The sequence below is a fragment of the Brachybacterium phenoliresistens genome, from assembly GCF_000576425.1.
Lineage (GTDB): Bacteria > Actinomycetota > Actinomycetes > Actinomycetales > Dermabacteraceae > Brachybacterium > Brachybacterium phenoliresistens.
The window spans coordinates 287414-307736 of record NZ_KK069989.1 but is presented as its reverse complement, the minus strand read 5'-3'; the positions used below and the strand labels follow the sequence as shown (position 1 = coordinate 307736).

At 72.4% G+C, this 20323-nt stretch carries 17 protein-coding genes; 13 read left to right on the top strand and 4 right to left on the bottom strand.

Annotated elements, in window-relative coordinates:
- Positions 1 to 43 precede the first annotated feature (43 nt).
- The 9 genes from BF93_RS04495 (at position 44) to BF93_RS04455 (ending at position 10784) form a co-directional block, all read left to right on the top strand.
- Complete coding sequence (locus BF93_RS04495) at positions 44 to 778, top strand: GntR family transcriptional regulator (protein ID WP_051486513.1); 735 nt, start codon at positions 44 to 46, stop codon at positions 776 to 778.
- Between the two features lie 529 nt (positions 779 to 1307).
- A complete protein-coding gene (locus BF93_RS04490) occupies positions 1308 to 3038 on the top strand; it encodes a GH39 family glycosyl hydrolase (RefSeq protein ID WP_051486512.1) in 1731 nt (576 codons plus the stop codon).
- Positions 3035 to 3892, top strand: coding sequence for an aldo/keto reductase (locus BF93_RS04485; RefSeq protein WP_084148255.1), 858 nt, complete (start codon positions 3035 to 3037; stop codon positions 3890 to 3892). The genes BF93_RS04490 and BF93_RS04485 overlap by 4 nt, the downstream gene beginning before the upstream one ends.
- 50 nt (positions 3893 to 3942) lie before the next feature.
- Positions 3943 to 4932 carry a carbohydrate ABC transporter permease gene (locus BF93_RS04480; protein WP_084148254.1) on the top strand — a complete coding sequence of 330 codons (990 nt, stop codon included), beginning with the start codon at positions 3943 to 3945 and terminating at the stop codon, positions 4930 to 4932.
- The gene (locus BF93_RS04475; protein ID WP_051486511.1) at positions 4929 to 5810 is read left to right on the top strand and encodes a carbohydrate ABC transporter permease; all 882 of its coding nucleotides are present in this window, start codon (positions 4929 to 4931) and stop codon (positions 5808 to 5810) included. The genes BF93_RS04480 and BF93_RS04475 overlap by 4 nt, the downstream gene beginning before the upstream one ends.
- Before the next feature lie 179 nt (positions 5811 to 5989).
- On the top strand, positions 5990 to 7420 hold the full coding sequence (locus tag BF93_RS04470; RefSeq protein ID WP_038370844.1) for an ABC transporter substrate-binding protein: 1431 nt from the start codon (positions 5990 to 5992) through the stop codon (positions 7418 to 7420).
- A gap of 324 nt (positions 7421 to 7744) precedes the next feature.
- On the top strand, positions 7745 to 8308 hold the full coding sequence (locus BF93_RS04465; protein ID WP_038370843.1) for a hypothetical protein: 564 nt from the start codon (positions 7745 to 7747) through the stop codon (positions 8306 to 8308).
- A gap of 320 nt (positions 8309 to 8628) precedes the next feature.
- On the top strand, positions 8629 to 9717 hold the full coding sequence (locus BF93_RS04460; protein ID WP_084148253.1) for a hydroxyacid dehydrogenase: 1089 nt from the start codon (positions 8629 to 8631) through the stop codon (positions 9715 to 9717).
- A gap of 26 nt (positions 9718 to 9743) precedes the next feature.
- Complete coding sequence (locus BF93_RS04455) at positions 9744 to 10784, top strand: LacI family DNA-binding transcriptional regulator (protein WP_038370842.1); 1041 nt, start codon at positions 9744 to 9746, stop codon at positions 10782 to 10784.
- A gap of 120 nt (positions 10785 to 10904) precedes the next feature.
- Here BF93_RS04455 and BF93_RS04450 read toward each other — a convergent pair whose 3' ends face one another.
- From BF93_RS04450 to BF93_RS04435, 4 genes are all read right to left on the bottom strand, one after another.
- Positions 10905 to 12419 (bottom strand): ABC transporter substrate-binding protein, encoded by a 1515-nt coding sequence (locus BF93_RS04450; RefSeq protein ID WP_198025342.1) that lies wholly within the window; start codon positions 12417 to 12419, stop codon positions 10905 to 10907.
- Between the two features lie 74 nt (positions 12420 to 12493).
- Positions 12494 to 13468: a carbohydrate ABC transporter permease gene (locus BF93_RS04445; RefSeq protein ID WP_051486510.1), complete on the bottom strand. Its 975-nt coding sequence runs from the start codon at positions 13466 to 13468 to the stop codon at positions 12494 to 12496.
- Positions 13468 to 14442, bottom strand: a complete 975-nt coding sequence (locus tag BF93_RS04440) for an ABC transporter permease (protein WP_038370838.1) — start codon at positions 14440 to 14442, stop codon at positions 13468 to 13470. The genes BF93_RS04445 and BF93_RS04440 overlap by 1 nt, the downstream gene beginning before the upstream one ends.
- 385 nt (positions 14443 to 14827) lie before the next feature.
- Positions 14828 to 15763, bottom strand: coding sequence for a hypothetical protein (locus BF93_RS04435; RefSeq protein ID WP_156954035.1), 936 nt, complete (start codon positions 15761 to 15763; stop codon positions 14828 to 14830).
- A gap of 161 nt (positions 15764 to 15924) precedes the next feature.
- On the opposite strand from BF93_RS04435, the gene recQ reads away from it, so the two are divergent.
- The 4 genes from recQ to BF93_RS04415 all read left to right on the top strand — a co-directional run bounded on the left by recQ (position 15925) and on the right by BF93_RS04415 (position 20320).
- Positions 15925 to 17853 carry a DNA helicase RecQ gene (gene recQ / locus BF93_RS04430; protein WP_084148252.1) on the top strand — a complete coding sequence of 643 codons (1929 nt, stop codon included), beginning with the start codon at positions 15925 to 15927 and terminating at the stop codon, positions 17851 to 17853.
- Between the two features lie 4 nt (positions 17854 to 17857).
- The gene (locus BF93_RS04425; protein WP_038370834.1) at positions 17858 to 18805 is read left to right on the top strand and encodes a diacylglycerol/lipid kinase family protein; all 948 of its coding nucleotides are present in this window, start codon (positions 17858 to 17860) and stop codon (positions 18803 to 18805) included.
- Between the two features lie 238 nt (positions 18806 to 19043).
- Entirely contained in the window at positions 19044 to 19319 is a 276-nt protein-coding gene (locus tag BF93_RS04420; protein WP_038370833.1) for a GlsB/YeaQ/YmgE family stress response membrane protein, read from the top strand.
- 41 nt (positions 19320 to 19360) lie between these two features.
- Positions 19361 to 20320: a diacylglycerol/lipid kinase family protein gene (locus tag BF93_RS04415; RefSeq protein WP_051486509.1), complete on the top strand. Its 960-nt coding sequence runs from the start codon at positions 19361 to 19363 to the stop codon at positions 20318 to 20320.
- Positions 20321 to 20323 lie beyond the last annotated feature (3 nt).

Genomic DNA, 20323 nt, shown 5'->3' with positions numbered 1-20323 from the left:
AGGCCCACCCCCCACCCCTTCCCACCGGCAGAAGGATGCGCGCATGGCGACGTCGAAGCTCCTCGCGGGGATGACGACGCCTCCTGCGCTGTCCACGCTGGTGGCGGACCGGCTGCGGGAGATGATCACGAGCGGCCATCTGGCCCCCGGCGAGCGCCTCAAGGAGGCCGAGCTCGCGGAGTCGATGACCGTCAGCCGCGGACCGGTGCGGGAGGCGATCACGCTGCTCAGCCGCGAGGGGCTGGTCGAGGTGCAGCGGCACCGCGGGGCGCGGGTGATCACCCTGTCCTACGAGGACATCGAGGAGATCTACTCGCTGCGCCTGGCGATCGAGCGCCTGGCCATGGAGCGCTGCGCCGAGCGCGCCGACGCCCGCGTCCTCGCCCAGCTGGACGAGGTCATCGAGCAGATGCGCACCATCGCCTCGGATGCGCCGGGCGACGAGCACGTGCGCCTGGACCTCGAGTTCCACGACCTCGTCTACGCGGCGGCCGATCATGCGCGCCTCGAGCGGACCTGGGGGATGCTGCGCAGCCAGGTCTCGATGTTCCTCAACGCCCGCACCGACCGCACGGACTTCCGCGCGAAGCTGCACCAGGAGCACCAGGAGATGCGGGACATCCTGGCCACCGGCGACCCGCAGGCATCCGTCGCCGCGATCGAGAAGCACATCGGCTGGACGCTGCGGCAGATCCGCAAGATGCGCGCCCTCGAGCACGGGCCGGACGAGACGGGGCCGCTATCGGGCCCGGGACCGGAGGGCAAGACCGGTCTCTGAGCCCGGCCGGCTCGGCGCCCACGCCGTCGTCCCGGCCGTCGGCTCGGCCGTCGTCCCGGCCGTCGGCTCGGCCGTCGTCCCGGCCGTCGGCTCGGCCGTCGTCCCGGCCGTCGTCCCGGCCCTCGCCCCGCCGTCGCAGCGACCGAACCACCCCGTTCTCGTAGATTGTTGACAATCTGCAATCCGTGTCCCTAGGCTGAGCGGCAGGTCGACGGGCCCCACCGGGCCCCTCCCCTCCGACGGGCCCATCGGCCCTGCACGTCCGGCGGCGAAGCAGCCGCCACGACCGCAGCACCCCAGGTTTCCGGCACCACCGCAGTTCCCGGCACCACGTCCTCGTGCATGCCGCGTCCTCCGTCTCCGACTCCTCCGCACCCGGCGGCTCCGAGCTCCGGAGCACCCGAGCTCCAGGGCACCCGGGCTCCTCGCCCCCGGCACCGACGCCCGGACCGCTCCCCGAGCACCGCCGCTCCACCCCGACAGCCCCCGAGAACGCCCGACAGCCCCTCCCGAAAGGCAGTGACCGCGCGTGTCCACGACCGCCCAGCCCACCCACGTGAACCTCACCAGCAGCCAGGCCTTCCCGCCCCACGCCCCCAGCGATCCGAGCGCCCCGCACGTCACCGCCGCCCGGGTGGAGATCGACGCCGCCCGCGAGACCGGGAACCTGACCCGGCTGTGGGAGAGCGTCGGCTTCGACGAGATCAACTGGACGTACACGCCCACCGGGCGGCACCTGCTGAACACCTTCGGCGAGCTCACCCAGACCGGATTCCACATCCGCCCGCACTACGCGCTGTGCTCGGGATCCGGCTTCGGGCTGCCGCACTGGGGCAGCGGGAACGTCTACCACGAGGACGCGGAGGGCACCCCGTCCTACGACTTCACCATCCTCGACCAGGCCTACGACGCGATCGTCGAGGGCGGCCACCATGTGCTGGTCGAGATCGGCTTCACCCCGAAGGACCTGCTCCCGCCGGAGGCGGAGGAGCTCACCGTCACCTCCAGCCCCACCGTGTACTCCGCCTACGAGGCCGGCCAGTGGGCCTACCCGCCGCGGGACTACGACCGCTGGCGGGATCTCGTCGCCGCCGTCGCCGCGCACTGCCTGGAGCGCTACGGCGCGCAGGAGGTCGACACCTGGCTGTGGGAGCTGTGGAACGAGCCGGACATCTTCTACTGGCGCGGCACCCCGCAGCAGTTCCACGAGCTGTACGCGGCGACCGTCGAGGGCGTGCGCAGCGTGCTGCCGCAGGCGAAGGTCGGCGGGCCGGCGGTCACCGGCGGCGGCACCGAGTTCCTGCACGGATTCCTCGCCTACACCGACGAGCACGACCTGCCGCTGGACTTCGTCTCCTTCCACACCAAGGGCTCGAGCTTCACGCCGTGGCGCGTGTACGGGCCCACCGGCGGCGACGCCCCGGAGCAGCAGAGCCCCTCGGCGCACAAGATGCTCCACGAGGTGCGCTCGATGCTGCGGGTGATGGCGCAGTTCCCCGCCTACCGCACCCTGCCGGCGATCATCGACGAGTGCGATGCGGGCGTCCCCGCCCATTTCTCGTTCTACGACAACGCCAACTTCCGCTTCCAGAACACCGAGTACTTCCCGGTGTTCCAGGTGAAGCTCATGAAGAAGCTGCTGGACCTGTCCGAGGCCGAGGGCGCGAACGTCCAGCAGGCCACCAGCTGGAGCTTCTACTTCGAGGGCGAGCGGTTCTTCGAGGGCACCCGCGCCTTCCTCACCGCGGATCGCATCGAGAAGCCGCTGCTGAACGCCTACCGCCTGCTCGCCCACCTGGGCCCGCGACGCCTGGCCGCCACCAGCGACGCCGCCCACGGGGTCGAGCTGCTGGATGCGGCGGAGGGCCGCTCCATGCCGGAGGAGGTCGACGTGCTCGCCTCCCGGCACGAGGACGGCCGCATCGCTGCCGCGGTGTGGCGCCACACCGACGACCAGTACCGCACGGCCGATGCCCCCACCCCGGTCTCCCTCACGGTGCGCGGCCTGGAGGCCGGGGCCTACCGGCTGACCCATCACCGCATCGACGCGGAGCATTCCAACAGCCACACCGTGTGGCAGCGGCTCGGCGCCCCGCAGGTGCCCTCGCCCGAGCAGCTCGCGCAGATCCATGCCCGCGAGGGCCTCGAGCAGCTCGCCGAGCCCGTCGAGGTGCGGGCCGGCGCCGAGGGCATGCTCGAGCTCACGGTCGAGCTGCCGCTGCCGGCCGTGTCCCTGCTGGTGCTGGAGCCCGTCCGATGAGCCCGGCCCCCGCCGCCCCGATGACCGCATCCGCCCTCATCGCCCCGGGCGTGGAGGTGCCGCAGCTGGGCCTGGGCGTCTTCCAGATCGACCCCGACCAGGTGCAGCCCGTGGTGGAGACCGCCCTCGAGGTCGGCTACCGCCACGTCGACACCGCCGCCGCCTACAACAACGAGGCCGGCGTCGGCGCGGCCCTGCGCGCCGCGGGCCTGCCCCGCGAGGAGGTGTTCGTGACCTCGAAGCTGCGCAACGGCGAGCAGGGCTACGACGCCGCCCTGCGCGCCGCCGCCGACACCCTGGACCGGCTCGGGCTGGAACAGCTGGACCTGTACCTCATCCACTGGCCGAACCCGGCCGCGGGGCTGTGGCAGGAGACCTGGCGGGCCTTCGAGCGCCTCCACGCCGAGGGCGTCGTGCGCGCCGTCGGCGTCTCCAACTTCCTGCCCGAGCACCTGCGCGAGCTCGCCGCCCTCGCCCAGGTGATGCCCGCCGTCAACCAGATCGAGCTGCACCCCAGCCATGCCCGCGCCGATCTCGTCGCCCTCCAGCGCGAGCTGGGAGTGGCGGTGGAGAGCTACTCGCCGCTGGGCCAGGGCGGGGACCTCGAGGACCCGGTGATCGCCGCGATCGCCGCCGAGCTCGGGGCGACGCCCGCCCAGGTGGTGCTGCGCTGGCACATCCAGCACGGCTACGTGGTCATCCCCAAGACCACCTCCCGGGACCGGCTGGTCGAGAACCTCGACGTGGGCGGCCTGTCCCTGGCCCCGCAGCAGATGGCCCGCATCGATGCCCTCGAGCGCGGCCACCGCATCGGCAACGACCCGGCGACCTTCGCCATCAGCCAGATCCGCTGACCAGCCATGTTCCCGCTGATCAGCGACGACGCCCCGGAAGGAGGCACCCCGTGACCGGCACCCCGGCCCTCGCACGACCCCGTGAGGCCCCCTCGGCCGCTCCCCGCCTCGCTCCCCCGCAGCGGCCGCGGCGGCCCGGCCAGCGGGCGCGCGCCCGCCGCCGCACGCTGTGGATCTATGCGTTCCTGCTGCCCACCGTCGTGCTGTACGGGATGTACACCCTGTACCCGATGATCGCCAGCTACTGGTACTCGCTGGTCGAGTGGAACGGCTTCACCGCCGACCAGCGCTTCGTGGGCATCGACAACTACCGCGCCGTCCTGGCGGACCCGATGTTCTGGTCCGCGGTGCGCATCACCGTGGTGTTCATGCTGATCGTGACGCCGCTGCGGGTGTTCGGCGCGTTCTTCCTGGCGATCCTGCTGAACTCGCCGAAGCTGCCGCTGTCCTCGTTCTTCCGCACCCTGTACTTCCTGCCCGTGGTCACCACCACCGCCATCGTCGGCGTGGTGATGCGGTTCGTGCTGGACCCGGCCAGCGGCCCGGTCTCGGTGCTGGCGGGACTGCTGGGGCTCGGACCGATCGACCTGCTGGGGTCCTCGGCCACGGCCCTGCCGACGGCCGCGCTGATCTACGTGTGGAAGTTCTTCGGGATCACCCTCATCTACTGGCTGGCCGCGCTGCAGACCGTCCCGAAGGACCTGTACGAGGCGGCGCGCATCGACGGCGCCGGCGCCGTGGCGACCTTCCGCCACATCACCCTGCCGCTGCTGATCCCGTTCCTGGCGATCATCACCGTCCTCACCGTCGAGGACTGCTTCCACGCCTTCGACCTCATGCAGACGATGACGGCCGGCGGCCCCTTCTACAGCACCGAGATCATCGAGATCTACGTCTACCGCTACGCCTTCGCGGCGACCATCCCCCAGCTCGGCTTCGCCTCCGCGGCCGCCGTCCTGTTCGGGCTGCTCGTGCTCGTGGTCGTCGGAGCGCAGCTGTGGGTCACGATGCTCGCCCGACGCTCAGGAGCGCGCGCATGACCGCCCCCGCCCGCCCCGCGGCATCGGCCGCCCTCCCCCGCGCCCGCCGCTGGCGCCGCCGCCTGCCCTGGTGGACGCTCGTCGCCGTGCTCGGCGTGATCGCCGCGCTGTGGGTGTTCCCCTTCGTGTGGATGGTCTCGGCGTCGCTGAAGTCGCCGGCGGAGATCTTCGCCGGCGGCCTGGACCTGGTGCCCGAGCAGCTGCGCTGGGAGAACTACGCCCGCGCCTGGACGGACGGGAACTTCCGCCGCTACCTGCTGAACACGGCGATCGTCACCGTCGGCACCGTGGTGATCGTGGTGGTGCGCTGCGCCCTGGCCGGCTACGTGCTGGGACGCTACCGCTTCCCCGGCTCCCGCCTGATCCTGGGGATCCTGGTGGCCACGCTGTTCGTGCCCACCGGCTACACGATCATCCCCATCGTGAAGCTGTCGATGCAGCTGGGGCTGCTGGACCAGCTCTCCGGCATGATCCTGGCGCTGTCCGGCGGCGCGAACGTCGCGGCGATCCTCATCTACGCCGGCTACTTCCGCCGCCTGCCCGCCGAGCTCGAGGAGGCCGCCGTCGTGGACGGCGCCGGGTTCCTGGGCACCTTCACCCGCATCATGCTGCCGCTGTCGATGCCGGTCACGGCGACGGTGTCCGTGCTGACGTTCCTGTTCACCTGGAACGCGTTCTTCCTGCCGCTGGTGTTCTCCTTCTCCAACCCCAAGCTGCGCACCGTCAGCGTGGGCATGCAGGCCTTCGTCGGCGAGAACTCCACGGACTGGTCCGGGATGGCCGCCGCGGGCGTCATCTCCTTGATCCCGATCGTCGCCCTGTTCGCGTTCATGCAGCGCTACTTCGTCGAGGGCATCGCCGGGTCCGTGAAGTCCTGACCCGGCCCGGCCCGCACCGCCCCGCCTGATCCGCCCGACCTGCCGGACCGCCCGACCTGCCGGACCGCCGGACCCGTCCCCTCTGCCTGGCCGCCGTGCCCGGACCTGCCGTCATCGGGTCCGGTCCGCGCGCGCTCCTGCCCTGTCCACTCGCATCATGAGCTCATCGAGGAGTCACCATGCACCGTCCCACCCGCCGCCACGCCCTCGCCGGCCTCGGCGCCGCCGGCCTCGCCTCCCTCGCCGCGGCCTGCGGCGGCCCCAGCGCACCCCCATCGGCCGGAGGGGGCGGCGCGGCAGCCGGCGCCCTGCGCTGGTGGGACCACTTCGGCGGCCTCCAGGACCTCCACGACCAGTGGGCCGCGGATCTCTCCGAGAGCATCGGCGCGACCATCGAGCACACCTACAACGAGCCCTCCGCCGCGACCGAGGCGCTGCAGCTGGCCAACCAGGCCGGTCAGCTGCCGGACGTGTACACGGCCCTGGTCGGGCTGCCGCTGCCGGCGCTGGTCGAGGCCGGCTGGGTCCACGAGATCACCCTGAGCGAGGAGGCGCGGGCCCGCCTGCCCGAGGGCTCCTTCGTCGAGGGCCTCACCCAGCTGGACGGGAGGATCTACGGCCTGCCGGCCTTCTCCGAGAAGCAGTACGTGGCCTGCGCCTGGTACAACGCGGAGATCGCCGAGGCGGTCGGCTTCGAGCCTCCCACCAGCTACGACGACCTGCTGGGCGCGCTCGCGAAGATCGCCGCGCACGGGGAGTTCACGCCGATGACCATGGCGCTCGGCGTCCCCGGTCGCATGCGCGAGCAGGCCGACGACCTCGCCCAGGCCGGCGGGTTCCCCGGCTACCAGGGGCTGCGCTACGACACCGGCGCCTACGAGTACCACCACGACGCCTACCTCGCCGCGATCGAGCTGTACAAGGAGATCTTCGACAAGGGCTACCTGCTGCCGGGCACCGCCGGCCTCCAGATCCCCGACGCCCGCGGCCGATGGGCCGCCGGGGGCATCGGCTTCCACATGGACGGCCCCTACTCCCCCGGCGCGGTGCGCTCCCTGAACCCCGACATGCTGCCGAAGATGGCCGTCGCCGGGATGCCCACCCCGAACGGCGAGGAGGTCGTCGCCGCCCGCGGCGCCCGCGCCGCCGACTGGGTGATGGGCGGGACCACGCAGATGGCCGAGCAGGCCTCCCTCCTCATCGAGTCCTTCACCCAGGAGGACTACCAGACCCAGCTCGCCACCGGCATGGACCAGCCGCCGATCCTGCTGGACGTCGTCGCCCGGGCCGATGTCATCGAGCCCTACGCCTGGCTGGTCGAGGACTTCTCGGCACGGATCTTCCGCGCCCCGCAGGCCATCGTCCGCAACGTCGAGGTCGCCCGGGCCGAGGCGAAGCGCACCCCCGTCACCCCGGAGCTCGGCAACGTCATCCAGGGCTACCTGGGCGGGGAGATCACCGACCTGAAGGCCGCCCTGGTCGAGCTCAGCGACGCGAACTCCGCCGCCCTGGATGCCGCGATCGAGGCCGCGAAGGCGGAGGGCGCCCAGGTCGACCGCACCGACTGGGAGTTCCCGGACTGGGTGGCCGGGCAGGACTACACGTACTGACCCCGCAGACCCCGCACGGGTTCCTCCCGACGCGGGCTGGCCACCAGAGGAATCCTCCCGACGCGGGCTGGCCACCAGAGCAATCCTCCCGACGCGGGCCGGCCCCGCGCGGATTCGCCTCGGGCGCGCGCCGCGGGACCCGGACACAGACGGCGGTCTGAGAGCCTCGAGCCAGGCGATTGCCTGGCACGCGGACCTCAGACCGCCGTTCGTGCACGCGCCGGGCGGCGCCGGCCCCGGGACGGACCCCGGAGTCGGCATCGGCATCGACGCCGGTCATGGCACAGTGGTCGCATCCGCGACGACCCCGAGGAGCTCCTGCCGATGTCCCGCACCTGCACCCCGCCCCGGCTCCGCTCCCGCGCCCTGATCCTGGCCGCGGGCCTGGCCCTCGCCCTCGCCGGCTGCGGCACCGCGCAGGGGCCGCAGGCCGATGAGCCGACCGCGCAGGCCACCGCCGAGGCAGAGGCGGAGCCGACGACGGAGCCCACCGCCGGCGGGTCGGAGGATCCCGCGGAGCCATCGGGCGGGCCGTCCGATGCCGCATCGGCCGAGGGCTCCGAGCCCGAGGCCGCGCCCTCAGCTGCTCCGAGCCCGGCGGATGCGGACGGCCGCTGGTGCCCTGCCCCGGACAGCGAGCCCGGGTGGGGATGCGTCGAGGTCGCGTATCCGCAGGTCACGATCGAGGAGACGGGGGACGTGCTCGAGGTCGAGCATGTCGGCGAGGAGGGCGAGTGCCTGGTCCTCAGCGCCGTGGATGCGCCGTTCGGCAGCTTCTGCCCGGCCGGGACGGAGCTGACCCTTCCCGACTACTACTCCGGCGAAGACCACCCGGAGCAGGACCGCGTCTGGAACGGCCAGACTGCCGTCCTCCTGCTGCGCGCCTGACCGGAGCACGCAGATCACCGCGGGGCGATACCCCGCTCCGACGGTCCCGCGCCTCGCCGGGCCCGATGCGGCACGAGGAACCGGATCCCGCCCAGCGACCGATGGCCGACCCGCTGCCGGGACCCGGCGGCTCCCCCGCGCTCCGCGCGCAGGACCGACTCACGGAGAGCGATTGCCCCGGCTCGGTGGCCCCATCCATCGAATCCGGACTTATCCGCGCCTCACCCCAGTCCACCAGGCACTTGACACTCCTCGTGCGTCGGGAAATGATGGGAGAGCGATATCCCACGCGGCACGGATGCCAGGATCAGGAGTACTCGATGGACGGGAACGACCCGACGATCACGGCGGAGCCGCCACCGGGCGCATCGTCATCCTCCGTCCCGTCCGCCGCGCGCGAGCGCGCTCCCCGGCCACGCGCCGTCCTCTCCGCCGCGGACGGTCCGCTCATCGACCTCCTGTTCCCGGCGGAGCTGCGCCGGCGCCTGGAGGAGACGGTCGCGCTCGAGCAGCACACCGATCCCGCCGGGCTCCTTCATCCCGACGCACGCACCGCGGAGGCCGAGATCCTGCTGCTGGGGTGGGGCTCCCCTGCCCTGGACGCCACGGCTCTCGCCCGCTTTCCCCGGCTCGGCCTGGTGGCCTTCGCCGGCGGCGAGGCCGCCAAGGCGATCGACCCTGTCGCGGCCGATGCCGCAGGCATCCTGCGCACGAACGCCGGGGAGGCGAACTCCCGGCCCGTCGCCGAGTTCACGCTCGCCGCGGTCCTCCTCGCGGGCACCGGGGCGTTCTGGGCCCAGCGCACCTACGCGCGCGAACAGGCCTTCCTGGACCGCGAGGCGCGGATGCCGACCCTGGGCAACCACGGGCGCACGGTCGGGATCGTCGGCGCCTCCCGCATCGGCCGGCAGGTCATCAGCCTGCTACAGCGCCATGACCTGCGGATCCTTCTGCACGACCCGACGCTCGACCCGGCGGCGATCCGCGCGCTCGGCTGCCTGCCCGCCTCCCTTCCCGAGCTCATGCGCGACAGCGAGATCGTCAGCATCCATGCCCCCGAGCTGCCGTCCACCCGCGGCATGATCAGCCGCGAGATGCTCGCCCTGCTGCCGGACGGCGCGACCCTCGTGAACACCGCCCGCGGGTCCCTGGTCGACCAGGACGCGCTGACCGAGGAGGTCGCCAGCGGCCGGCTGCTCGCGGTCCTCGACGTCACCGAACCCGACCCGCTGCCGGCCGGCCATCCGCTCTACACGCTGCCGGGCGCCTTCCTCACCCCGCACGTCTCGGGTTCCCTCGGGCGAGAGCTCAGCAGGCTGGGGGAGATGATCCTGGCCGAGGTCGAGCGTTTCGTCCGCGGGGAGCCGCTGCGCTGGCAGGAGGGTCCGGCCGCGGCCTCTACGATGTGACAGCCCCCTTCTCCGAGGAGACCCCGATGACCAGTGGACATTCGCGCGTCGCGACCCTCGCGGACGTCGCCGCCCGCGCCGGGGTGTCCCGTGCGACCGCCTCCCGGGTGCTCAACGGGTCCACGCGCGTCGTCGCCGAGGAACTGCGCGGCCGCGTCCTCGCCGCGGCGGGGGAGCTCGGGTACGTCGCGAACACCGCAGCGCAGGCGATCGTGCGAGGCCGCTCCGGAAGCATCGGCCTGCTGGTCGGCGCGATCCCCGACGACTACTTCAATCCGATCGCCGTCGGCGTCCTCAACGCCGCGCAGCGCCGTCAGGTGATGGTGACGATGGCGGTCTCGGGCGACGACCATTCCCAGGCCGCGGAGATCATCGCCGGATTCCGCGCGCAGCGGGCGAAGCTGCTCATCCTCTCGGGCAGCCGCCGCAGCGACGGCGAGGTCCGGGGCGCCGACCCCGTCGCGGAGGGGCTCGCGGCCTTCAGCGCCGAGGGCGGCCGCGTGGTCCTCATCGGCGCCCACGACCTTCCCTACGACTGCGTCCGCGTCGACGACCACGAGGTGGGTCGCCTGATGGTGCAGCGCTACCTCGAGCTCGGCTATCGGGACCTGACGATCTTCGCGGGCGAGCAGGCCCAGGGCACTCCCGGCTCGCGGCGCACGGCCGGCGCCGTCGCGGCGCTGCGCGAGGCCGGGGTGGAGCTGGGATCGGATCGGATCATCCATTCCCCGTTCACCCGCGACGGCGGGTACATCGCCGCCGGCGAGTTCATCCGGCGGGGCCGCCCCACCCGGGCCGTCCTCTGCGTCGCCGACTCGGTCGCCCTGGGGGCGATGGCGCGCCTGCGCGAGTCCGGGATCGCGCTGGGGACCGATGTCGCGATCTCCGGCGTCGACGATCTGGTCGCGCTGCGCGATGTCACGCCGGCGCTGACCACCGTGAAGCTCCCGTGGGTGGAGGTCGGTGCGAAGGCGTTCGAGCTGGGCCTGGACGAGGGCGCCGATGCGCCGCGCGAGATCGTTATGCACGGGCACGTGATCACCCGCGAGTCCACGCCGCCGGCCTGAGCCGGGCGCCCAGGTCGTCGACCGGCGCGGTCGGCGCGCCCCGGCGTCGGCGGGGAGGGGATCCGAGGCCGGTGTCGCACGGCCCCGGAACCCGCGTCCCTCGCGGGGCGCGCCCCCGGATCAGCCCTGCTCTGCGAGGTGGGCGGAGATCTGCGTGCGCATCTCCTCCATCACCTTCTCGATGCCGGCCGCCTCCGCAGCCCTGCGCAGCGCGTCCAGGCCCGCGTCGACGTCGACCGCGCCCGAGCACAGGGGCTTGAGATGCTCGGTGGCGACGTTGGTCAGCTCCGCGTCCTCCTTCTTCACCGGCGTGACATCGGGGTAGAACGTGGCCAGCGGGTCCAGGGTGAAGTTCTCGAACTTCTTGGACCAGGCGAAGATCTCCTCCTCGGAGGCGGAGATGGTCGAGGGCATGCGCTCGAGGTCGATGCGCCACAGCAGCGCGAAGCCGGGGAAGACGTAGTCGGACAGCGCCTCGTACTTGTCCTCCCCCGATGCGGTCCAGTCGGTGCCCTCGATGCCGTAGGCGAGCATGTCGTGGTTCTCCTGGATGGACAGCCAGTCCTGGATCTGCAGGGCCCGGTCGACGTCCCCGGCCGGGTTGATCACGGCGAAGTTGTCGGACTGGAACGTCTGGAAGGGCTTGGCGGCCAGACCGTCGCGATACGGCAGCAGGTTGGCGAGGCTCGCGCCCGGCACGGCGGCTTGGAGCGTCTTCAGGCTCTGGGAGCCGAGGCCGTCGGTGATGACGCCGTGCGCGGCGAACCGGCCGGCGGCGAACTGGCTGTTCGCGGTCGCGGAGTCGAGCGTCAGCGCGTCCTTGTTGACCAGGCCCTTCTCGTAGAGGTCGCGCAGCACGCGGATCCCTTCGATGATGTGCTCGGACTCGTAGACGGGGCGGATGTCCGTCGGGTCGTCGGGGTTGATCGCGACGCCGATCGACCCGCCGGAGAACGCCTGGCTCACCGGCTGCGGGTCCTCCCAGGTGAGGGGGGAGAACGTGATGGCCTGGTTGAGGCCCACGTTGTTGTGCAGCTCGAAGGGCGTGATGTCCGGGTTCTTCTGCTTGACGTCGCTGAGGTACTTGAGGAACGAGTCGAAGTCGGTGAGCTCGCCCGCGGCGAGGTCGTCGCGGTATCCGAAGTGATGGATGCGGGCGGCCCCGTTGACCTGCGGGATGCCCCACAGCCTGCCCGACCACTTGTTGGCCTCGATCAGCTCGGGCGCGAGCGCCTTCGAGAGGTTCTCGTGCTTCCCGATCTCGTCGGTGAGGTCGGCGAGGGAGTTCGAGGAGACCAGCTGGACCATGTTCATCCAGCGGGCGTTGAGGGCGGAGTCGAAGGTCTCGGCGGCCGTGAACTTGAGCAGCACCTGCTGGGCATACTGGCTCCAGTTGAGGAACTGGGCGTCCAGCGTGGTGCCGATGTCGGCCTTCATCTTCTCGTTGACCGCGCCGATGACGGCGCTCCAGTTCGCCGGCTGGGTGGAGGGGAGGTAGGCGAGGCTCGGGTGCTCGCCGACCCCTTCGCCCCCGGAGCCGCTGCCGAGGGGAGCGCTGGGTTGGCAGGCGGCGAGGCCGAGCATTCCGGCGGCGGCTCCGGACAGCAGCGCGCGGCGCGAGGGGGTGAACGACATGGTGTCCTCCTTGACGGACATGGCGATGGTGGGCTTGGGCACTGCGGTCTGCGGGGACGCTGCGGCGCGTCGGGTCAGCCCTTGCTGGCGCCGAGGGTGAGGCCCTTGACGAAGTAGCGCTGGGCGAAGGGGTAGGCCAGGAGGATCGGGCCGATGGTGACGATCGTCAGGGCCAGGCGGAGCTGGTAGACGGGTGCGACTCCGGAGGCCGAGGCCGGCAGCTGGCTCGCGTTGGAGACGTTGGTGATGAGGTTCTGCAGCAGCAGCTGGAGCGGGTAGAAGTCCGGGTTCGAGATGTACAGCAGCGCGTTGAACCACTCGTTCCAGTACGCGACGGCGTAGAACAGCGCGAGGACGGCGAGGATCGGCTTGGACAGGGGCAGGACGATCCGGAAGAAGATCCGCAGCTCGCCGGCCCCGTCGACGCGCGCGGCGTCGAGGATCTCCTCGGGGATGCCCTGGAAGAAGGCGACGGTCACGAACACCAGGAACGGCGTGATCATGTGCGGCAGGATCACGGCCCACCAGGTGTTCTGCAGGTGCAGGACCTGGGTGACCAGCAGATAGGTGGGCACCAGCCCGCCCGAGAAGAGCATCGGGATGTACGCGAAGATCGCGAGCGGCCGGGAGATCCCGGAGCTGCGCCGCGCGATCACCCACGCGATGCCCACGCTGCTGAGGACCGAGCAGATCGTGCCGACGATCGTGATGTACCCGGAGGCGAAGTAGGCGTTGTAGATCGCGCTGCCGGAGAAGATCCCCTCGTAGGCGGCGGTCGAGAACTGCGTCGGCCACAGGCTGTATCCCTGGCGTGCCAGGACCGACTCGTCGGTGAACGATCCGGCGACGATCATCCAGAACGGGACCAGGCTCGCCAGACCTGCGAGGCCGACGACGATGTAGCTGGCGACGGTGAACCCCTCGGGCCGGCGCCGGCCGCGACGTGCGGCGGGACGCGGCCCCGAGGTGCCGACGGGGGAACGCCCGGGGGCGGTGACTGTGGTGGACATCGAGGAGCCCTCCCGGCTCGGTGCGGTGGCGGCGGTCATCACAGGACGCTCGTGTCCTTGGCGAAGCGCCTCTGCAGCTGCAGCGCCCCGAGCACGAACAGCAGGCCGACCACGGACTGGAACAGGCCCACGGCGGCGGTGGTCCCGAAGTCGCCCAGAGTGCGCAGCGCCCGGAAGACGTAGGTGTCGATCACGTCGGTGGTCGGGAAGAGCAGACCGTTGTCACCGACGATGGCGTAGATGGTCCCGAAGTCCCCGTAGAAGATGCGGCCCACACCGAGGATCACCAGGATCGCGATGGTCGGGCGGAGCATCGGCACCGTGATGTGCCAGGCCATCTGCGCGCGAGTCGCGCCGTCGATCGCCGCGGCCTCATAGGTCTCCTCCGAGATCGAGGTGATCGCGGCGAGGAAGATGACGGACTGGTATCCGCCCAGCTGCCACACCTTGACGATGGTGAGGATGACCGGCCAGGGCCCCGGCTCCGAGTACCAGGACACCTGCGGCAGGGAGAAGACGCTGAGCATGTCGTTGACCGCGCCGGACTGCCCGCCGACCCCCGCCAGGAGCACCTGCAGGATGACGCTGATGACGACCGGGGAGACGAAGTAGGGGAAGAAGATCGCCGACTGCATGGTCCGCTTGTAGATGCTCAGCCGGATCTCGTTGAGCATGATCGCCAGCACGATCCCGACCACCAGCGTGGAGGCCAGGAAGAGGGTGTTCAGGAACACCGTGTTCCACAGGATCCGCGGGGCGCTGCCGGTGGCGATGAAGTACTCGAAGTTCCGCAGGCCGTTCCACGGCGAGCCGAAGATGCCCTGGGAGACGTCGAACTCCTTGAAGGCGACGACCAGGCCCGCCATGGGCGCGTAGTTCATCACCAGGAAGTACAGGATCCCCGGGACGGCCAGCAGGATCAGGCCGAGCGACCAGCGCGCCGCGGGGCGGCGCCTGGCGCGGGCCGTCGGGGGCGCGGCGGTGGTCGCCGGCGCTGTGGGGGAACTGGACATCGTCGCTCCTCGGGTTCCGTCCGCGGGCACCCCGCCCTCATCGGCGGAATGCGTGTTCCCATCTTCGATCCGGCAGGAACCCTTGTCAAGGTCCATGCTCGGAGAACGCGTCCGCCGTCGCGGGAGAGCGATCTCCCACGATTCCCCGGGATCCCCCTCCGCTGCGGCACCGGGAGCGATGCACACCTCGCCGCCGAGGGCGGGGCGTCCGCGCCCCCGGCGAGGACGTCAGATCCCTGCGGGGGGCGTCGACGACGCGGCCGGCATCTCGAGCTCGTCGGCGATCGCGGAGGCGGGAGCCTTCCCTGCGGCCTCGGCCGCCTCCCCGCTCCGGACAGGGAACGCGGGGCTCCGCGACGAGCGCCGACGCCCCGGAGCACGCCGATCACCGCGGGGCGATACCCCGCTCCGACGATCCCGCGCCTCGCCGGCCCCGATGCGGCACCAGGAACCAGATCGCGAGCAGCGGCGCCCAGCCGAACGCGGGAAGGGCCCACCACGGCGAGGTGCCGGTGACCACCAGGCCGATCAGGCCGGCGAGCAGGCCGGTGCACAGCGTCAGCGCCCAGGCCAGCTCGGCGGCGCGCCTCCTGCGGGAGGCGGAGGTGGGCTCGTGCGCGGCGGGGTCGGCGGACCATGCCGGGTCCAGCCGCAGCGCCCGCACCTCCGCCGCCGTCGGCGAGAAGCCCTCCTGCGCCCAGCGGCCGACGGCCTCGCGGGCGCCGGGGTGCCAGCGCACCCGGCGCCCCAGCGCGCCGCCGACGTCCGGCGGCAGGTCGCCGATGGGGCCGAGCCGATCCCACGGGATCGCCGCGACCTCCTCCCCGGGACGGGCCGTGACGTGCAGACCGCGCTCGCAGACGGCGACGACCCCGGAGCCGTCGGCGTGCCATCGGCTCAGCCGCGGCAGCACCGCCGCGGTCGGAAGGCCCAGCACGGTCGCGAGCAGGCAGAGCGCCGCCGCCGGGTCCGGGCCGCCCAGACCCGTGACCAGGCCGAATCCGATCAGGCCGCCGACCACGGCGCCCAGCGCGATCCAGGACACCGTGACGGCGAACGGCCGCGGGCGGCTCGCCACCACGACGGTCCGGCCCCTCCGGTGCGGGCGGCGCACATCGCGCACGAAGCCGGCGAGGGTCGCGGACCAGAGGGGGACGCCCAGCAGCAGCACCGCCAGGCCGCCGCCGATGCGCATCGCCGCGCCGTGCTCGCCGGGCACCAGCGTGACCGCCACGAACATGACCAGGAAGAGCACGGACAGCGCGCCGCGGACCGGGGGCACCGACAGCAGCGCCATCGCGCATCGCGGAGAGACGGTCATTCCGGGATCCGTGGGACGGAGGGTCTGGGGCGGCGCACCGATCCACTGTAGCGACGCTCGCAGGCCCGTCTTCCGCGCACCGCCCGAGGTGTTCCGCGCTTCGTCCACAGCGTCGGCGCTCCCCCTCCTCCACCCCAGCCCGGACGCATAGTCTGGCCCCCATGGAGACCCATCCCGCCGAGCCGGCCCTGCCCGAGTCCCTCGAGTCCCTGCCCGGTATCGCCGATGCCGCCGCCGGGGCGCCGGGCGGGGCGGGGGCGCGCGCTCTCGAGGTGCTCTCGCGGGTGTTCGGGTACGACGCCTTCCGCGGCGACCAGGCGGCGATCATCGAGCACGTCGCCGGCGGCGGGGACGCGGTGGTGCTCATGCCCACCGGCGGCGGCAAGTCCCTGTGCTATCAGATCCCCTCGCTGCTGCGGGAGGGCACGGGCGTGGTGATCTCCCCGCTGATCGCCCTGATGGCCGACCAGGTGGCGGCGCTGGAGGCGGTGGGCATCCGGGCGGCGTTCCTGAACTCGACCCTGGATCCGCACGAGGCGCAGGCCGTCGAGCAGCAGCTGCTGGCCGGGGAGCTGGACCTGCTGTACATGGCGCCGGAGCGGCTGGTCCTGCAGCGCACCCTGGGCCTGCTGCAGCGCGCCCGGATCGCCCTGTTCGCGATCGACGAGGCGCACTGCGTGGCCCAGTGGGGCCACGACTTCCGGCCCGACTATCTGGGCCTGAGCGTCCTGGCGGAGGCCTTCCCCGGGGTGCCGCGGATCGCGCTGACGGCCACGGCCACCCGGCAGACCCATGAGGAGATCACCCGCAACCTGCGCATGGAGCAGGCGCAGCACTACGTCTCCAGCTTCGACCGCCCCAACATCCAGTACCGCATCGAGCCGAAGGACCGGGCCCGCGAGCAGCTGCTGCGGCTGATCCGCGCCGAGCATCCCGGAGAGGCGGGCATCGTGTACTGCCTCTCGCGGCGCAGCGTCGAGGAGGTCGCCGCCTGGCTCAGCGAGCGGGACGTGCCGGCCCTGCCGTACCACGCGGGCCTCGACGCGCGCGTGCGCCAGCACCACCAGGAGCGGTTCCTGCGCGAGGACGGCCTGGTCATCGTCGCGACCATCGCCTTCGGCATGGGCATCGACAAGCCCGACGTCCGCTTCGTGGCGCACCTGGACCTGCCCAAGTCCATCGAGGGCTACTACCAGGAGACGGGCCGTGCGGGCCGCGACGGGCAGCCGTCGACGGCATGGATGGCCTACGGCCTGGGCGACGTCGTCAGCCAGCGGAAGTTCATCGACGGCGGCGACGGCAGCGAGCAGTTCAAGCGCAACGCCCGCTCCCACCTGGACGCGATGCTGGCCCTGTGCGAGACGGTCACCTGCCGCCGTGTGCAGCTGCTGCGCTACTTCGGGCAGGACTCCGAGCCCTGCGGCAACTGCGACACCTGCCTGTCCCCGCCGAAGACGTGGGATGCGACGGTCGCGGCGCAGAAGATGCTCTCCGCGCTGATCCGTCTGGACCGCGAGCGCGGCCAGAAGTTCGGGTCCGGGCAGATCATCGAGGTGCTGCTGGGCCGGGAGAACGACCGCTCCCGCCAGGGCCGCCACCATGAGCTGAGCGTGTGGGGCATCGGCACCGAGCTGTCCGAGCGCGAGTGGCGCACGGCCCTGCGCCAACTCCTGGCCCGCGGGATCGTCGAGGCGGAGGGCGACTACGGCGTCCTGGTCCCCGGCCCGCAGGCCGGCCCGGTGCTCTCCGGCGAGACCGTGCTCGAGCTCGCCGTGGACCGTGCCCCGGGGAAGGCCTCCCGCTCGCGCGGCGCGGGGTCCGGCGGCGGCTCGGCCGGGTCGCGGGCGGCCGATGGGCTCGAGCCCGCCCAGCGCGAGGTGTTCGAGGCCCTGCGCGCCTGGCGCACATCGGTCGCCACGGAGAAGGCGATCCCGCCGTACATGGTGTTCTCCGACGCGACCCTGGTGGGGATCGTCGAGGCCCGCCCCGGCAGCGTGGGCGCGCTGGGCGGGGTCAGCGGGGTGGGCGCGAAGAAGCTCGCCGAGTACGGTCAGGACGTGCTGGACGTGCTCACCGGATCGACGGGCTGAGCCGGTGTCCGCGCGGCACGTCGGCATCATCCGCAACCCCGCGAAGGTGGAGGCGGAGATCCTCGACGCGGCGGTGCGTGCGGCGACCATCGACCGGGAGCCCCCGCGGATCACCACCTTCGAGACCTCCCGGGAGGACCCGGGCGTCGGCGCGACGCAGCGGGCCCTCGCGGCGGGCGCGGACCTCGTGGTCGCCGCCGGCGGCGACGGCACCGTGCGCGCAGTGGTGGAGACCCTCGCACGCCGCGGCGCCCCCGCGGACATGGGCGTGGTGCCGATGGGCACCGGCAACCTGCTGGCCCGCAACCTGGGCATCCCGCTGCACGATCCTGCCGCGGCGTTCGCGCTGGCCCTGGACGGATCGGCGCGGCCGATCGACATCGGCTGGGTCGAGGTCGCCCTCGAGGACGGTCCACGGCGGTACGCCTTCGCGAGCATGACGGGGATCGGCGTGGACGCCCACATGATCGAGCAGACCGACGAGTCCCTCAAGAAGCGCATCGGCTGGCTGGCGTACATCGCCGCGATGGGGCCCGCGATCTCGGCGAGCGCCCCGGTGGACGTGGACCTGCTCATCGACGGCCGCACCGCGCTGCGCGAGCGGGCGCACACGGTGATGGTCGGCAACGTCGGCATCGTCCAGGGCGGGCTGAACCTGCTGCCCGACGCCTCCGCCGAGGACGGCCGCCTGGACCTGCTGATCCTCGGCGAGAACGGGGTGACCGGCTGGGTCGACACCGTGCGCAACCTGGTCTGGGACAACGGCGTCACCCGGATCCTCACCGGTCGCGAGGAGTCGGTCGACAGCCGGACCGCCACCCGGCGGCCGATCACCACGCTGGAGGTGCGGCTGTCCGAGGCGCGCATGTTCGAGCTGGACGGCGAGCCGATCGGCCGCACCCGCTGCCTGGACTTCGAGGTCCAGCCCGCCGCGCTCCGCCTGCGCTGCTGAGACCGGCCGGGCCCGCACCCCGCGCGGCCCCCGCGGCGGCCGCTTCGCGCCCCGGCCGGCCCCTGCGGTGGCCGCCCCGCACCCCACACCGATATGACCTGCGTCACGAACCAGGCGCCCGGCCGTGAGGAACCGGCGCCCGGTCGCGTCCCCTGCACGACACCGAGGGCTGCCGCCCTCGACCTTCCCCGTCCCCCATCGGCCCCGGCACGTGCCCGGGCCGGACAAGGAGCTCCTCATGGTCGTCATCGGCTGGATCATCGTCGGCCTCGTCGCCGGCGCGCTCGCCCGGCTCATCCTCCCCGGCCGCCAGGGCGGCGGCTGGATCGCCACCCTGCTGCTCGGCGTCATCGGCGCATTCGTCGGCGGCCTGCTGTTCGGGCTCATCGGCGGCAAGGGCGTCGGCGCCGTCTTCGCGGATCCGTGGTCCTGGGGCTCGCTCGCCATCGCGGTGATCGGTGCTCTGGTGTTCTCCTTCGTGTGGGGGCTGATCACCAAGGACCGCGCCGTCTGATCCGCCGGATCCGGCGCCCGCCCCTCCCGGAAGGAGACCCCATGTCCGAGCAGCACATCGGCATCGTCCTGAACCCCTCGAAGGTCGAGGCGGAGGTGCTCGAGGACGCCCTCGACGCCGCCTCCGAGATGCGGTCCCGGCCCCAGCTCTCGATCTTCGAGACCACCCCGGAGGATCCGGGAGGCGCGGCGGCCGCGCAGGCCCTCGCCGCCGGCGTCGACCTGATCATCACCGCCGGGGGCGACGGCACCGTCCGCGCGGTCGCCGAGGTCCTCGCCCAGCGCCGCTCCCGCGTGGAGCTGGGCATCGTCCCCCTGGGCACCGGGAACCTGCTGGCCCGCAACCTCGGCATCCCGCTGGGCGACGTCGACGCCGCCCTGGCCCGGGCGCTGGACGGGACGGCCCGCCCCGTCGACGTCGGCTGGTGCCTGGCCGAGCTCGAGGACGGCCCGCGGCGCAGCGCCTTCCTGGTGATGGCCGGGGTCGGCGTGGACGCCCGCATGATCGACGAGACCGATGACGACCTCAAGAAGACGGCGGGCTGGATCGCCTACGTCGAGGCGATGGGACGGGCGGTGACGGCGAGCTCCGCCGTCGAGGCCGATCTCGTCGTCGACGGCGAGACCCGCATCCACGAGACCGTGCACACGGTCCTGGTCGGCAACGTCGGCACCGTGCAGGGCGGGATCGACCTGCTGCCCGATGCCGCGCCCGATGACGGCCGGATGGACCTGCTGATCCTCGGCGAGGACGGCGTCGCCGGCTGGGCGGACACCGTCCGCAACGTCGTCTGGGACAACGGCATCGCGAAGCTGCTGCCGGGCCGCGGCGACGACGGCGAGGGCGCCGTCGACAGCGAGACCGCCACCCGCCTCGCGCTCAGCACCCTCGCCCTGGACCTGTCCGCGCCGCGTATGGCGCAGATCGACGGGGAGGCCCTCGGCGAGACGACCTCCCTGCGCATCGAGGTCCAGCCCGCCGCGCTCAGGATCCGCCTCTAAGGC